We start from the raw sequence: 15,881 nt of genomic DNA on the forward strand, positions 1-15,881 counted from the left end.
CTCTCACGCCCCCTCATCCAGCGCCACGAGCTCGCGCTTCTTGCGCAGCGCCGGCAGCAGTGGCGCGATCAGCAGGATCAGCGCCAGCACGAGGCACGCCGCCGAGATCGGCCGCTGCACGAAAGTCCAGAGATCGCCCTGCGACAGGATCAGCGACTTGCGCAGATTGTTCTCCAGCATCGGCCCGAGCACGAAGGCGAGTACCAGCGGCGCCGGCTCGTAGCCGAGCTTGCGCATGAAATAGCCGATGATGCCGAACGCGATCATCACATAGACGTCGAACACGTTGTTGCTGGAGCAGTACACGCCGAGGATCGTGAACAGGATGATCAGCGGGAACAGGATGTTGTAGGGCAGCTTCAAAAGCTGCACCCACATGCCGATCATCGGCAGGTTCAGGATCAGCAGCATGACGTTGCCGATATACATGCTGGCGACGATGCCCCAGAACAGGCCGGGGTTTTGCGTGATCAGCAGCGGTCCCGGCTGCAGGCCGTGGATGACGAAGGCGCCGAGCAGCAGCGCCATCACCACGTTCGGCGGGATGCCGAGCGTCATCAGTGGAATGAATGCGCCGCCGGCCGCCGCGTTGTTGGCGGATTCGGGGCCCGCGACGCCTTCGATCGCGCCATGGCCGAACCGCTCCGGTGTCTTCGACAGCCGCTTCTCCAGCGCATAGGACGCAAACGAGGCCACCACCGCGCCGCCGCCCGGGAGAATACCGAGCAGGAATCCGAGCAGCGTGCCGCGCGCCACCGGGCCGGTGCTCGCCTGCCAATCGGCCTTGTTGGGCAAAAGCTGCGTGATCTTCGCGTTGATGATGTCGCGCTTGATCGCCTGCTCGGTGTTGAGCAGCACCTCGGCGACGCCGAACAGGCCCATCACGACGGGCACGAGGCCGATGCCGTCGATCAGCTCCATGCGACCGAAGTTCAGGCGCGGCTGCGCCGTGATGCTGTCGAGCCCGATCAGCCCGAGCACGACGCCGATGCACGCCATCAGCAGCGCCTTCGGCATCGAGCCCTGGGTCAGGAAGGTCAGCACCACGAGGCCGAGCACCATCAGGCTGAAATACTCGGCCGGACCGAATGCAATCGCGATGCTGGCAAGCCGCGGCGCCACCAGCATCAAAGCGACCAGCGCGAACGTGCCGGCAATGAAGGAGCCGAAGGCGGAGATGCCGAGCGCGGGGCCGGCGCGGCCCTGCTTCGCCATCTGGTGGCCGTCGATGCAGGTGACGACGGAGGCGGCTTCGCCGGGGATGTTGACCAGGATCGAGGTGGTCGATCCGCCATACATCGAGCCGTAATAGATGCCGGCCATCATGATGATGCCGGATTCCGGCGTGCCCGACAGCGTCACCGGCAGCAGCAGCGACATCGCCGAGATCGGCCCGATGCCGGGCAGCACGCCGACCAGCGTGCCGATGAAGACACCGATGAAGCAGTAGAGCAAATTGATCGGGAGCAAGGCGACGCCAAACCCATGCGCGACGTTGAGCAGCGTATCCATGCGATCAGCCCATCCCGAACTGGCCCGAGGGCAACTGGATCAACAGCAGCCGCGTGAGCACCCACCACATGCCCATGGGCACCAGCACGGCGACCGGGATCGCCAGCGTCCAGCGCACGGGGTCGATCAGCCGCAGCAACAGCAGCATCAACGGGATCGACGACAGCAGAAATCCCAGCGGCTCCAGCGCGAAGGAGAACACCACGAGGCAGGCAATCACGAGCAACGGCTTGCTCCAACGCGCATTCTCCCAGCGCGAGGCCAGCGTCGGTCCGCCCTCGGTGATTGCCGCGATGATGATGGAGCCCGCGAACACGCACATCAGGATGCCCGTGTAGAACAGCACGTAGCCGGAGCCGGGATCGTTGATGGTGCCGAGCTTGAGCTTCAATCCCTGCCAGATCACGAAGCCGCCGAGCGCGAGCCCGATCAGCCCGCCCCAGAGCTCGGAGTTGTTGAAGCGGAGTTTGACGTTGGTTTGGTCGGTCATGTGAGACACCTCTCGACCACCGTCACCCTGAGGTGGCCGCTTCTTCAGCGGCCCTCGAAGGGCGACGGTGCCCCAATCCATCCTTCGAGGCGAGCCGCAAACGCGGCTCGCACCTCAGGATGACGCCAGCATGTGTGGCGATACGACTCTACTTCTTCGCAAGTCCGAGCGCGTCGATCACCTTGCGCTCGGACTCCGTGACCTCGACGACGAACTTCTTGTAGTCCTCGGTGTTCTTGTAGTTCGGCACCATGTCGTATTTGGCGAGCGTCGCGATCACCGCGGGATCCTCGACCGCCTTCTTGAAGGCGTCGTGCAGCTTGGCGACGATCTTGGGATCCACGCCCTTCGGGCCGGCGATGCCGAACGGGGAATCATAGACCATGGGATAGCCGAGCTCCTTCAGCGTCGGCACATCGGGATAGTTCGGCGACCGCGCGCCGGTCCACACCATCAGCAGCTTCAGCTTGCCGGCATCGACCAGCGGCCGCCATCCCGTGGAATCGGCCTGCAGCATGGTGTGCTGGCCCAGCACCGCGGCGTTGGTCTCCGCGCCGCCCTTGAACGGCACCTGCGTGAGCTTGATGCCGGACATTGCCGCGATCTGCTCCATGCCGATATGCAGCGAGGTGCCGGTGCCCGGCGTCGCGTAGGTCACCTTGCCCGGATTGGCCTTGGCGAAGTCGACGACGTCCTTCCAGGACTTGAACTGCGACTCCGCGCTGGTGGTCACGCCGAACGTATAGCCGGTGAGGTGAATGATGTAGGTGAAGTCCTTGGCCGGATCCCACGACACCTCCTGCATCAGGGGCAGGCGGAACACGGTGATCGGAATCTGCGCGATGGTGTAGCCGTCGGGCTTTGCGGCCGCCGCCATGGTCGCAGGGCCCACCGTACCGCCGCCGCCGGCCTTGTTGTCGATCACGATCGGCTGCCCCAGCACCTTCGAGGCGCTGTCGGCGATCGCGCGCATCGAGATGTCGGTGGAGCCGCCGGCCGGCCACGGCACGATCAGCGTGATGGGTTTGCTTGGATAGTCCTGCGCACTGGCGGGGCCTGCGAGCAGCGCGCCCACAACATGCATGGCGGCAAAGGCAATCGTCTTCAGCCCGTATCGCGACATCGAAACTCCTCCCGCACGGCGGCCTCGTTGGACCGCCGTTTCTCTTTGTTATGACGGGATTGTCCCCGAAATCATCGGAGAAGAAAAGCGCATTGCGTGGATCGTCCGCGAGCGCGAGGCAGTGATCCCCGCGGAAACGGGACGTGCGACAATTGGTCGTTTTGGGGTGTGCCGAGAGGCGGAATTTGAAGGAGCCGCAGCCTTACGCCACGCGCCGAACCGCGTTCAGCGTCTCGATGGTGCGTCCGACCTCGGCCGCCGGGCAGGGCTTGCCGAAATAATATCCCTGCACGGCGGTGCAGCCGCACTCGCGGACGAAGTCGAGCTGTTCGGCGGTCTCGACGCCTTCCGCGGTGGTCTCCACCCCGAGCACGGAGCCGAGGCTGGCGATGGTGCGGACGATGGCGACGCTCTCCGGGCTTTCGCCGAGCGTGCCGACGAAGGAGCGGTCGATCTTGATGCGGTCGAACGGAAACTTGCGCAGATAGCTCAGCGAGGAATAGCCGACACCGAAATCGTCGAGGCTGACGCGGACGCCCAGCGCACGGAGCTGATGCAGGATCTCGATGGTGGCTTCGCTGTCGTCGAGCAGGGCGGTCTCGGTAACCTCGAGCTCGAGCCGCTGCGGCGGCAGGCCGGCCTCCGCCAGCGCGCTCGTGACCAGCGCCACCAGCCCGCGCGAGCGGAATTGCACCGGCGACAGGTTCACCGCAACGGTGACCTCGGGCCAGGACGCCGCGGTGGCGCAGGCGGTGCGCAGCACCCACTCGCCGATCGGAACTATCAGCCCGGTCTCTTCCGCGATCGGAATGAATTCGGCCGGCGAGACGAGGCCGCGCGAGGGATGCTTCCAGCGCAGCAGCGCCTCGAAGCCGGTGAGCTCGGAGCTCTCGAGCCGCATCTGCGGCTGGAATACCAGATGGAATTGGTTTCCTTCCAGCGCGCCGCGCAGATCATGCTCCAGCGCATGCCGGCTGCGCGCCTCTTCTTCCATCTCGGGCTCGAACAACTGATATGCGCCGCGCCCCTTGGCCTTGGCCTGGTACAGCGCGAGGTCGGCGCATTTCATAAGCTCGTCGGCGTCTAGACCGTGATCGGGCGCGATCGCGATGCCGACGGAGACGCCGACATGGATCGACTGACTTTCCAGCGGCGGCGGATGACCGATGATCTCGACCAGGCGACGGGCGAGCTTCTCGGCCGACTGCGGCTGCGGTCCGCGCTGGAGCACGGCGAACTCGTCACCGCCGAGGCGCGCGACGGTGTCGTGCTCGCCGACATTCTCCTTCAGCCGCGCCGCGACCCAGCGCAGCAGCCGGTCGCCGGCGGCGTGGCCGAGCCGGTCGTTGACGGTCTTGAAATTGTCGAGGTCGAAGCACAGCACGGCCATCGCGCCGCCGGCGATCGCGACCTGGTTCAGGCCCTCGCCCATTTTCTCGCGGAACAGCGTGCGGTTGGGCAAATCAGTCAGGGAATCGTGCCGCGCCATATGCGCCACGCGGGCCTGGGCCTTGTGGCGCTCGGTGACGTCTTCATAGGTGACGACCCAGCCGCCATGCTCCATCCGCTTGTGATTGAGCTTGATGATGCGGCCGTCGCTCAAATGGCGATGCAGCGTGTGCTCGCCCTCGCGCAGCCGCTCGACATAGTCGGCATAGAGCTTGGCGCCGGTCATGTTCGGATGGATGCCGATCGTGCAGCTATGCTCCATGATCTCGCGCATCGAGACGCCCGGCTTCACGATATCGGCCGACAGCCCGTACATCTCGATATAGCGGCGATTGCAGACGATCACGCGCAGGCTCGAATCGAGCATGCACAGGCCCTGGCTCATGTTGTTCAGGGCTGCGTCGAAGCGCCGATACTGCTCGCTCAGCTCCTCGACCGCGTTCTCGCGCTCGGTGATGTCCTCGTAGGTGGCGACGAAGCCGCCCTCGTCCAGCGCGCAATAGCGCACCGAGATGATGGTGTCGTTCGTCATGCGCCGGCGCATCGGCGAGGAGTCGCGGCGTGCGAGCCGTTCGCGGGCGGTTTCCAGGACCTGCTTCGGGGTGTATTCCGAAGAGAACGCGCCGTTCGTCATCGATCGTTCGATCAGCTCGCCGAGATGCGTGCCGGGCCGGGTCTCCTCCAGCGACAGCCGATAGATCTTGCGGTAGGTGGTGTTGCAGACGCGCAGCCGCATGTCGCTATCGTAGAAGGCGAGCCCGTGCGCCATGTTCTCCAGCGCCGCGTCGAGCATGACGTTCTGCTGCCGCAACGTCTCCTCGTATTGCAGCCGTTCGGTGACGTCCTCGTGCACGGTGACCCAGCCGCCGTCGGGCAGGAAGCGGGAGACCGCCTGCACCATCCGTCCGTCATAGCGCATCACCAGCAGGGTCTTCGCCTTCCGGCCGCGCACGTCCTCCAGGCGCGTCTCGTGGAATTCGTCGGCCGACATGCCCGGCTTGTTGCCGCGCGAGAGCCAGTGGTCGATGGCGGTGCCGTGCGCGACGCCCGGCTTCACGATGGCGGGGTCGAGGTTGTAGAGATTCAGGAAGCGCTCGTTGCAGACGACGACGCGGCTGTCGGCGTCATACATGATGAGGCCGTGCGACATGTTGGCGAGCGCGTGCTGGCTGCGCTCGGTCTGCACGCGCAATTCCGCCTCCAGCCGGGCGAGGCGGCTGACGTCGTCGCAGATCGTCATCCAGCCGCCGCCGGGAAGCGGCTTCAGCTCGAGCGACATCACGAGGCCGCTCGCAAGCCGCTGCTCGGTGCGGAACGGCTTGCCGCGCCCGATCTGCGCGATCCGCGCCGAATACAGCGCGTCGAGGTCGCCTTCCGGAAAGTTTCCGCGCGCGGCGCTATGCGCGAGCACCTCGCGATAGCTCGTGCCGACGCGCACGACATCGGCCGACATGTCGAACAGGCTGAGGTAGCGCCGGTTGACCACCACGATGCGATTGTCGGCGTCATAGACGCAGACGCCCTGCTCCATGTGATCGAGCGCAAGCTGGCCGAGTGCGACCAGGGCTTCCGGGCCCTGCTCGCGGCGTGCACCAAGCTCGTTGTCGCGGGTCGACGTCATGGGATCGTCTGGGTCTCGGCGGGCAATAGACTTAACGCAAACTAATTCAGTCGCCGAGGGTAGCGAAGAGGCGGGAAAATTCCCTTAAGCGCAGTAGTTTACGGAGGGTGACCGGCGATGCAGAGATGCGTGTGCTGGGGCCATGCATCAACCGGAATCGGGTGTCTTGTACCGTCACCCTGAGGCGCCGAAGCGAAGCGGAGGCCTCGAAGGGCGACGGCCCGGCTGCATTCCGGCCGCTCATCCTTCGAGGCTCACCGCGCTTCGCGCGGCGAGCGCCTCAGGATGACGGGGTGAGTGTGGAGGCCGCGTGCGGCCCTACGGCCCGTACAGCACGAGCTCGGTGTCAGTGAGATCGCCGAGCTGCGGCCGGTGCGGGCCCTTGAAATATTTCCGGCCGCGGCGCTCGGTATAAATACCGGCGAGGCCCGGAATCGGGCCGTTGGCATCGACCGCCACCGAGATCTTGCCGAGCCGCAGCAGCAGCCGGCCGATGCGGCCGGCGCAGGCGGCATATTCGGCGGCACTGCGGCAGTAGATCAGCTTCATCGCCGGCGGCGCGATGAAGCCGCGGCGGATGCGTACCGGCTGCAGGATGAAGGGGAACGTGCCCTTCGGCGTGCGGCAGACGAGGCTGAGGCAATTGTAGCGCGCGTGCCGCGTCAGGAGCTCGGTCTCGGCCTCGGTGAGGCCCTCGATCGTCTTGGCGTGCTGCGAGATCACCTCGATCTTGCTCCAGCGCGGGGCGCGCGCCAGCGCCGGCACCGAGAAGAAGATGCCGCGGCAATAGGCGCGAAAACCCTGCGTCTCGATGATCGGCCAGGTCCACGGTGCCGGGCTGATGTTGAGATAGGTGACGTCCTTGTGCCGCTGCGCGATCTTGGTCAGCAGCGGCGCGTAGTTGCGGTAGGCCGGATCGACATACCAGCTCGACAGATTGCACTGGATGAAGGTCTCTTCGCCGTCCTTCCGCGCCGTGTAGATCAGCAACAGCACGCCGACCGGCTCGCCGTCATTGTCGAGCATGTAGCCGAAGCGCGGATAGCCCTCCGGCACGGGCCGGAAGGCCTGTCGGCGCAGGCCCTGGATCCAGTAGTTGTGCGAGCGGCCGACGAAGCCGCGCGTCAGGAGGTCGGCGACCTTCTCGACGTCGGCTTCGGTGATCTCGCGGCATCGGACCTTGGTGTGAATCACGCTCGTCTTGCCCGTGGAAATGGTCGGCCTCGTTTGGTCTATCGTTTCAGCATGGTCTTTTCGGAAAACCGCTCCGCGCTTTGCGCTACGCGGCCCTTCGGGTCCGGATCATGCTCTAGCGCCAGCCTTCGCCGTGAGCGTCAGCCGCAACATGCGGCTGCATGCCCATGATCTCCCGCACCTTGGCGGGCCAGGCGGAGACGTCTGTGCCGTGGGTGTGGAACATGGCGACGGCGAGGCGATCCATGCCGAAGGCGACGCAGCCGGTGTGCGCGGGCTCGCCATTGGCGTCCTGGATGCCCCAGGTCGTGCCGAAATGTTCGCGGTGATAGTTGAAGCTCATGCAGGCGGTCGGCTGCTCTTCCGAGCGCAGCGGGATCAGCAGCTCGAACTTGAGCTGCTGCTGCTTCTGGCTCACCGCCTTCATCTGGCCGACGCGGCCGAAGAAGGGATCGCTGGCATAGTCGACGCGGAAGGTCAGCCCGAGATCGGTCGCGATCGCCTGAGCGCGCACCATCCAGCGCTCGCGGAAATCGGCGACGTCGTCGGGCGTGCCGATGCAGACATATTCGCGCATCCGGAACGATTGCAGCCGGTCGAGATGCTTTGACGGCTCGCGGCGGAAGCAGTCGGCGGCGACATCGAAGCGCAGGCCGCCCTTCGGCAACTGGCCGCGGCTCGCCGCGATCGGATAGACCGGATAGCAGGCGGCGGGCGACAGCACGAGGTCGGCCGGCGAGAGCGAGGTGGTCCAGTCGCCGCCGGCATCGAAGCGGCTCACCGCGGCGTTGATCTCGCGCTCGGTGCCGTGCAGGCCGCAGACGCAGCCGAGCAGGTTCGGAAAGCTCTTGAGATAGCCCGACTTCTCGAGCTGGGCGCGGCTCATCACCGGCGGGAAGCGCAGCGCCTCGGTGCCGGCTTCGCGATGCCGGGTGATCAGCGCGGCGAGCTTCTCGACGACGCCCTCGTAAAGCGCGGTGCGGGCGTAGACGCCGTCCGAGCCCATGCGGTGGAACAGCTTGTCGGCGAGATGATCGAGCGGATCGACAATCTCGGGCGCGGTCTCGGGCGAGTTGGGGAGGACGGCAATGTTCATGTTATGGTGTCCTGCTATCTGAAAATTGTTCTTGTTGGCTTAGTCACGAAGGCTCGTCGGCACGCCGCTCATCAGCGTCGAGGTCGCGGCGTTGGCCAGAATGCGGTCGTTGTTGATCATGATCGGCGACGACAACACGTCGCGCAGATGGCGGCCCATGGTGAACTCGCCGTCGTTGCGGTAGCCGGACAGGCCGGCGGTGCGCATCGCATGCATCACGGTCTCGACCGCGAGCTCGGAGGCCTGCACCTTGAGAAGCGTGATCGAGGACTGGAAATCGAGCGAGCCCAGCGCGCGCTCGTCATGCTCGGCGCGGGCAAAGGCGTCGATATTGGCGGCGATCAGCGCTCGCAGTTTTGCCAGAGACATTTTTGCGGCGGTGAAATGCGCGGCCGCCGGCGGCATCTGGCCGCCGGAAGAGCGGGCCGCCTTGCGGATGAAGGCCTGCGCGCGCGTCACCGCAGCGGCGGCGATGCCGGCCCAGGCCGAGGACCAGCACAGATGCGCGAACGGCGTCATGGTCTGGGCGTGGATCTTGTCATAGGATTCGGGGAATACGCGGTCGGCGGGGCAGTCGACCTTCAGCTCGAAGCCGGTCGAGCAGGTGCCGCGCATGCCGAGCGTTTCCCAGCCCAGCGTCCGCTTCAGCGAATAATCGTCCTTGGCGAGCGCCAGCAGCACCTGGTCGGAGGCGGCGGCATCGGTGGCGCGGCGGGCGATGGTGACGAGACCATCGGCTTCGGCGCCGTAGGAAATCACGGTAGCATCGCGCACCAGCGAGACGGTGTCGCCGGCGTGGTCGACCGCAGCCGCGCTGGCGCGGATGTTGCCGCCGTTCTGGCCTTCGGTGGTGGAGGAGGCGAGCAGCCACTGGTCGCGGGCGACCCGGCGCATCATGGTTTCCATCCAGGGAATGCCGTGGCCGTGCCTGACGACGCAGGCGACCTTCGTCGTGTGCATCGCGTAGATCATCGCGGTCGAGGCACAGGCGCGTCCGAGCGTGTAGCAGATGTCGGTGACGTCGTGGATCGAGGCGTTAAGGCCGCCGAACTCGGCGGGGATCATGACGCCGAGCAGCTTCTGCTCGCGTGCAACTTCGAAAGCCTTGTGCGGGAAGCGGGCGTCGCGATCGACGCCATCTGCGTCCGCCGCTGCGGCAGCCGCGGTTCGCGCGGCGCGTTCGATCAGGGACGGACCCTCTTCGAGGAAGCTCGTTTGCGTTTCGTCGACAGTGAGGACCGCTTCACGCACGTTCATACTCGTCCGCCTCCGGTTTATCGTTCAGGATCGCCAGCCATCATTCGCGATGCCGCTGAAGGCGATCCTCCGACCATCTTTGCTTGTGAGATCAGGCTACGGATTTAATTCAAATTCGTCGATGAAATAGAGGGTAAACAAAGCCCCATTCCGAATGAACAGTTAAGGTCCGGTTGTTTGCAAACTCCGGATTTCCGCGATCGCGTTAGGGATCTGGAAGAAGGTGGGATTTCCTACAATCTGAGTCATCGTTTACTAAGAAGCGTGAAGTAATGGTCGCGCCCATTGTGGGATCGGTCCGTCGCGCCCATCGTACCGGGCGACAGGTCCGACCTTTTGTAGACAGATGGGAATTTAACCATGCAGGCCTTCGACACCGACGTGCGCGATCGCATCATCAAGCTGGTGAAGGGCATCCTCGAACAGAACTCGCTCACCGCCGATGTCACGCCGCAGACAAAGCTCGTCGATGCCGGCCTGACCTCGATGGACATGGTCAACCTCATGCTGGGCGTCGAGGCCGAGTTCGACTTCACGATTCCCCAATCCGAGATCACGCCGGAGAATTTCCAGTCCGTCGAGACGCTGGAGCGGATGGTCTCGACCCAGCTGCAGCCGGCGAACGCAGCGTAGGCCGGCTCTCTCCTCCATCATTGCGAGCCACCGGGTCCGCGCGTTGCGCGGCCCGATGACAGGCTCAGCGAAGCAATCCAGCCTGTCTCCGCAGCGGCAGCCTGGATTGCTTCGTCGCTTCGCTCCTCGCAATGACGCCGATCGGGCGCACCACCCCGTTCCAAAACCGCCGTAAAACTGGCATAGCTTAACCATGTCGCAGGTAGCGGACAGGGTGGAGCAGGCATGACGCAGGCGGTATTGGGCATCATCGGCGGCTCGGGCATCTATGACCTGCCGGGGCTCGAGGGCGCGCACGAAGAGGTGATCAAGAGCCCCTGGGGCGAGCCGTCGGCTTCCTTAAGGCGCGGCTCCATCGCCGGCCTGCCGATCGTGTTCCTGCCGCGGCACGACAAGGGCCACCGTCTGTCGCCCTCCGACATCAATTACCGCGCCAATATCGACGTGTTGAAGCGCGCCGGCGTCACCGATCTGATCTCGCTGTCGGCCTGTGGCTCCTTCAAGGAGGAACTGCCGCCCGGCACCTTCGTGCTGGTCGATCAGTTCGTCGACCGCACCCACAAGCGCGAGAGCTCGTTCTTCGGCCGGGGCTGCGTCGCGCATGTGTCGATGGCACACCCGGTCTCGCCGCGGCTGCGGATTCATCTCGCCGCGGCCGCCGAAGCCGAAGGCCTCGCGATCGCGCGCAGCGGCACCTATGTCTGCATGGAGGGGCCGCAATTCTCCACCTATGCGGAGAGCATGACCTACAAGACGCTGGGCTATTCCGTGATCGGCATGACCAACATGCCCGAGGCGAAACTCGCCCGCGAGGCCGAGATCTGCTACGCCACCGTCGCGATGGTGACCGATTTCGATTGCTGGCATCCGGATCACGATGCCGTCACCGTGCAGGACATCATCCGCGTGCTGACCTCGAATGCCGACAAGGCCAAGGCGCTGGTGGCGCGGCTGGCCAAGAATTTTCCGCGCGAGCACGAGCCGTGCCCGATCGGCTCGGACCGCGCGCTCGACACCGCGCTGATCACCGCGCCCGAGGCGCGCGATCCCGAACTGCTGAAGAAGCTCGATGCGGTGGCCGGGCGCATCCTGCGCGGCTGAGACGCAAGAAAGACGAAAAGGCAGAACGCCATGAAGGTCGACGGCAAGCATTTCCGCAGCATCTGGCGTGAGCGCGACGGCTGGTCGGTCGGCGCGATCGACCAGCGCCGGCTGCCGCATGAGTTCATCGTTGCAAAGCTGACCTCGTGCGAGGACGCAGCGGTCGCGATCCGCGACATGCTGGTGCGCGGCGCGCCGCTGATCGGCGCCACCGCAGCTTACGGCATGGCGCTGGCGATGCGCGAGGATTCCTCCGACGCCGGCCTGAAACGCGCCTACGACACGCTGGTCGTGGCGCGGCCGACCGCGATCAATCTGAAATGGGCGCTCGACGAAATGCGCACGACGCTTGCGCCGATCGATCCCGTTGAACGGGCAGAGGCGGCCTATGCGCGCGCCGACGAGATCGTCGAGCAAGACGTCGAGATCAATCGCGGCATCGCCGCCAACGGTTTTGCGCTGATCGAGGCGATCGTGGCCAGGAAGAAGCCGGGCGAGACGGTCAACGTGCTGACCCATTGCAACGCCGGCTGGCTCGCCACCGTCGACTGGGGCACCGCGACCGCGCCGATCTATCTCGCGCACGAACGCGGCATCAAGATCCATGTCTGGGTCGACGAGACCCGCCCGCGCAACCAGGGCGCCTCGCTCACGGCGTGGGAGCTCGGCCATCACGGCGTGCCGCACACCGTGATTCCCGACAATACCGGCGGGCACCTGATGCAGCACGGCATGGTCGATCTCGCCATCGTCGGGACCGACCGCGTCGCCGCCAATGGCGACGTGTGCAACAAGATCGGCACCTATCTGAAGGCGCTCGCCGCGCACGACAACAACGTGCCGTTCTATGTCGCACTGCCGTCGCCGACGATCGACTTCGCCGTCAATGACGGCATCCGCGACATCCCGATCGAGCAGCGCAGCGGGGCGGAGGTGACCGACATGACCGGCCGCACCGCTGATGGCAGGCTGGAGACGGTACGCATCGTGCCCGAGGGCTCGCCGGTTGCGAACTACGCCTTCGACGTGACCCCGGCGCGGCTCGTGACTGGGCTGATCACCGAGCGCGGCGTGCTGAAGCCGGATCGCGCTGCGCTGGCGGCGGCGTTTCCGGAGCGGGTCGCGGCTGCGGCTGAGTAGCTCAGTTTACTGGGCGCAATCGCTCCACGTCGTCATTGCGAGCGCAGCGAAGCAATCCAGAGTCCTCTCCGCGGAAAGACCCTGGATTGCTTCGTCGCTTCGCTCCTTGCAATGACGATCTCACTACCCCAGCTTCAACCCCGTCGCCTTCTCGAGCTCCGCGATCGCCTGTGCGCCGCTGGCGACCTTGATCGTGGTCATGCCCATCTCGCGCGCCGGCTTCAGATTGACGCCGAGGTCGTCGAGATAAACGCACTTGCCCGGATCGACCTTCAGCGTTTCCACCATCAGCCGGTAGATGCGCGGGTCCGGCTTGCGCAGGCCGATCTTGGCGGATTCGATGACGTGGTCGAACAGCACCATCACCTCGGCGATATAGAGCGAGCGCCCCGTCATGCTGCCGATCGCGTTGGCCGGCAGATTGTTGGTGATGCAGCCGGTCTTGAATTGCGCCTTGATGCGCTTCAATGCCTCGACCATGTCGGGACGCAAATCGCCCTGCAGCAGCGGCAGCACGTCGCGGCCGCGCACTTCCGCGCCGAGCGCGCGCGATTCCTCCGCGAACAATTTGTCGAAGGTCTCGATGTCGACCTCGGCACGCTCGAATTTCGCCCAGGCGTTTTCCAGATGATTGGCGGCATTGGTGCGCCGGATGATGTCGGCCGGCAGGCCGCGCTCGGTCTCGTACCGCTTGAACGCCTCGAACGGCGAGCTCGTCAGCACGCCGCCAAAATCAAAGATCACCGCCTCGACCGTCACGATCCTGCCCTCGTCAATTCCTTTCCAAGAGGGCTAGCATGCGCTATCGGCAAGAGCCAGTCCGAAGCCCTCCTCCGCCGACGCGTGTTCCCATGAAGAAGCTTGCAACTCTCATCACAGCCGCGCTGCTGCTCGCGACGCCCGCTCAAGCCATCGTGGGCGGCGGCACGCCGCAGACCGAGGGCGTCGCGCGCGCCATCGTCACCATCGTCGGGTCGCGCGGCAATTTCTGCACCGGCACCCTGATCGCGCCGAAGCTCGTGCTGACGGTCGCCCACTGCGTGCAGCCCGGCGCCGACTACAAGATCGTCGATCGCGGCGCCGACGGCGCGCCGCAATTGCTGAATGTTCGCATCGTCGCGATCCATCCGAACTTCAACATGCAGGCGATGCAGGCGCATCGCGCCACTGCAGACGTTGCATTGCTGCAACTGGAAATTCCACTGAAAGGAAAAACGACAGTGCCGGTCGGCATGCCGAGTATTCCGATTCAGGTCGGCAGCCGCTTCGTTATCGCCGGTATCGGCGTCACCGTGCGTGGCGACGGCAAGAGCGGCGGCACGATTCGTGTTGCGGGCCTCGTCGCCACCGGGCAGCCCGGCACGCTTCAGATCCGCCTCGTCGATCCCGTAACCAACGGTGTTCGCGACGGAATTGGCGCCTGCACCGGTGATTCCGGCGGTCCCGTGTTCGAGGACAAGCCGAGCGGCTCCGTGCTTGTCGGCGTCGTCAGCTGGTCCACGGGACCAAATGGTGCCGCCGGCTGCGGCGGCCTGACCGGTGTCACGCCGCTCACGCTCTATCGCGACTGGATCCTACAGACCGCGCGAAGCTGGGGCGCGGCGCTTTGATCGCGAATTGATCTATGTCATTTTAATGCGGAAGCGCGATGGGCGACCATGCCCGTCGCGGAGGAAACGCGTCGCCCATCAAGGGCGGCCATAAAAACAAGCAAGGCAAGAAGCAACAATGAATGTCGCTGTTCGCAGTCACGCCACCACCAAGCAGGTTTCAGAGCATTTCGACGTATTGATCGTCGGTGCCGGCATCTCCGGCATCGGGAGTGCCTATCACATCAACAAGCAGCTTCCGGGCACCAGCTACGTGATCCTGGAGACGCAGGCGACGTTCGGCGGCACCTGGTCCACGCATCGCTATCCCGGCATTCGCTCGGACAGCGATCTCCACACCTTCGGCTACAGCTTCAAGCCCTGGGTCGGTCCGCCGATCGCGACCGCCGAAGAAATTCTCGCCTACATGAACGAGGTGATCGACGACAACGATATCGCCCGCCACATCCGCTACAAGCACAAGATCAATTCGGCGAGCTGGTCGAGCGAGCAGAATCTCTGGACCATCGAAGCGGTGACGACCGACACCGGCGAGGCGAAGATTTTCACCGCAAACTTCCTCTGGATGTGCCAGGGCTATTACCGCCATTCGGAAGGCTATACGCCGGAATGGAAGGGCACCGATCGCTTCAAGGGCCGCATCGTCCATCCGCAGACCTGGCCCGAGGACATCGATCTCGCAGGCAAGAAGGTCGTGGTGATCGGCTCGGGCGCGACGGCGGCGACACTGGTGCCGAACATCGCGGACAGTTGCGCGCATGTCACCATGCTGCAGCGCTCGCCGACCTATTTCCGCCTGGGGCGCAACGCGATCGAGATCGCCGAGGAGCTGCGCCGGCTTCAGGTCGAGGAGGCCTGGATCCACGAGATCGTCCGGCGAAAGATCCTGTTCGAGCAGGATGCGTTCACGAAGCTCTGCCTGTCCAAGCCGGAGCAAGTGAAGAAGGAGCTGATCGGCCAGATCAGCGCGGTGCTCGGTCCCGACTACGACGTCGAGACGCATTTCACGCCGAGCTACCGGCCGTGGCGGCAGCGCATTGCGTTCGTGCCGGATGCCGATTTGTTCAAGGGCATCGCCAGCGGCAAGGCGTCCGTCGTCACCGACGAGATCGAATGCTTCGTCGAGAATGGCATTCAGCTCAAATCCGGCAAGCTGCTGGAGGCCGACATCGTCGTCACCGCGACCGGCTTCCACCTCTCTGCGCTCGGCGACATCGCCTTCGAGATCGACGGCAAGCCGCTCGCCTTCGGCGACACCGTCACCTATCGCGGCATGATGTTCACGGGCGTGCCGAACATGGTCTGGGTGTTCGGCTATTTCCGCGCCAGCTGGACGCTGCGCGTCGACCTCGTCGCCGATTTCGTCTGCCGCCTGCTCGGACACATGAAGGCGAAGGGCAGCAAGAAGGTCGAGGTGGCCTTGCGGCCCGAGGACCACAACATGCCGATCCTGCCCTGGATCGATCCGGAAAACTTCAATCCCGGCTACATCATGCGCAACATGAACCTGCTGCCCAAGCGCGGCGACAAGCCGGAATGGCAGCACAGCCAGGATTACTGGACCGAGAAGGACGAGATCCCGAAGACGGATCTCGACGACAAGGCCTTTGTGTACGGGTGAGGGGTCGTTTGGGACGGCGGTACATCCGCCGTCC

Annotated in this window: 13 protein-coding genes; 5 read left to right on the plus strand and 8 right to left on the minus strand. The window is 64.9% G+C overall.

Features of this window, described 5'->3' with window-relative positions; genetic code table 11:
- Positions 1 to 3 precede the first annotated feature (3 nt).
- From RAD16_RS00655 to RAD16_RS00685, 7 genes are all read right to left on the minus strand, one after another.
- Positions 4 to 1,512 (minus strand): tripartite tricarboxylate transporter permease, encoded by a 1,509-nt coding sequence (locus RAD16_RS00655; RefSeq protein ID WP_458155963.1) that lies wholly within the window; start codon positions 1,510 to 1,512, stop codon positions 4 to 6.
- A gap of 4 nt (positions 1,513 to 1,516) precedes the next feature.
- Positions 1,517 to 2,002 (minus strand): tripartite tricarboxylate transporter TctB family protein, encoded by a 486-nt coding sequence (locus tag RAD16_RS00660; RefSeq protein ID WP_458155964.1) that lies wholly within the window; start codon positions 2,000 to 2,002, stop codon positions 1,517 to 1,519.
- 148 nt (positions 2,003 to 2,150) lie between these two features.
- The gene (locus RAD16_RS00665) at positions 2,151 to 3,125 is read right to left on the minus strand and encodes a Bug family tripartite tricarboxylate transporter substrate binding protein (protein WP_458155965.1); all 975 of its coding nucleotides are present in this window, start codon (positions 3,123 to 3,125) and stop codon (positions 2,151 to 2,153) included.
- Between the two features lie 202 nt (positions 3,126 to 3,327).
- Positions 3,328 to 6,195 carry a PAS-domain containing protein gene (locus RAD16_RS00670; protein WP_458155966.1) on the minus strand — a complete coding sequence of 956 codons (2,868 nt, stop codon included), beginning with the start codon at positions 6,193 to 6,195 and terminating at the stop codon, positions 3,328 to 3,330.
- Positions 6,196 to 6,513: 318 nt separating this feature from the next.
- Positions 6,514 to 7,389, minus strand: coding sequence for an acyl-CoA acyltransferase (locus tag RAD16_RS00675; protein ID WP_458155967.1), 876 nt, complete (start codon positions 7,387 to 7,389; stop codon positions 6,514 to 6,516).
- A 115-nt stretch (positions 7,390 to 7,504) separates the two neighbouring features.
- Positions 7,505 to 8,485, minus strand: coding sequence for an amino acid--[acyl-carrier-protein] ligase (locus RAD16_RS00680; RefSeq protein WP_326903238.1), 981 nt, complete (start codon positions 8,483 to 8,485; stop codon positions 7,505 to 7,507).
- Between the two features lie 39 nt (positions 8,486 to 8,524).
- Positions 8,525 to 9,742 carry an acyl-CoA dehydrogenase family protein gene (locus RAD16_RS00685; RefSeq protein WP_458155968.1) on the minus strand — a complete coding sequence of 406 codons (1,218 nt, stop codon included), beginning with the start codon at positions 9,740 to 9,742 and terminating at the stop codon, positions 8,525 to 8,527.
- Positions 9,743 to 10,102: 360 nt separating this feature from the next.
- Here RAD16_RS00685 and RAD16_RS00690 point away from each other — a divergent pair, with 360 nt between their 5' ends.
- The 3 genes from RAD16_RS00690 (at position 10,103) to mtnA (ending at position 12,616) form a co-directional block, all read left to right on the plus strand.
- A complete protein-coding gene (locus RAD16_RS00690) occupies positions 10,103 to 10,375 on the plus strand; it encodes a phosphopantetheine-binding protein (RefSeq protein ID WP_458155969.1) in 273 nt (90 codons plus the stop codon).
- Between the two features lie 225 nt (positions 10,376 to 10,600).
- Entirely contained in the window at positions 10,601 to 11,476 is an 876-nt protein-coding gene (locus tag RAD16_RS00695) for an S-methyl-5'-thioadenosine phosphorylase (RefSeq protein WP_458155970.1), read from the plus strand.
- Positions 11,477 to 11,506: 30 nt separating this feature from the next.
- Positions 11,507 to 12,616, plus strand: coding sequence for an S-methyl-5-thioribose-1-phosphate isomerase (gene mtnA / locus RAD16_RS00700; protein WP_458155971.1), 1,110 nt, complete (start codon positions 11,507 to 11,509; stop codon positions 12,614 to 12,616).
- A 123-nt stretch (positions 12,617 to 12,739) separates the two neighbouring features.
- On the opposite strand, the gene RAD16_RS00705 is transcribed toward mtnA, so the two are convergent.
- Complete coding sequence (locus RAD16_RS00705; RefSeq protein ID WP_458155972.1) at positions 12,740 to 13,375, minus strand: HAD-IA family hydrolase; 636 nt, start codon at positions 13,373 to 13,375, stop codon at positions 12,740 to 12,742.
- Positions 13,376 to 13,467: 92 nt separating this feature from the next.
- Between RAD16_RS00705 and RAD16_RS00710 the strand changes: the two genes are divergently transcribed.
- Positions 13,468 to 14,226, plus strand: a complete 759-nt coding sequence (locus RAD16_RS00710) for a S1 family peptidase (protein WP_458155973.1) — start codon at positions 13,468 to 13,470, stop codon at positions 14,224 to 14,226.
- 118 nt (positions 14,227 to 14,344) lie between these two features.
- Complete coding sequence (locus RAD16_RS00715) at positions 14,345 to 15,847, plus strand: flavin-containing monooxygenase (protein WP_458155974.1); 1,503 nt, start codon at positions 14,345 to 14,347, stop codon at positions 15,845 to 15,847.
- The last annotated feature ends 34 nt before the right edge of the window (positions 15,848 to 15,881 follow it).

The organism is Bradyrhizobium sp. 18BD (genome assembly GCF_054185225.1).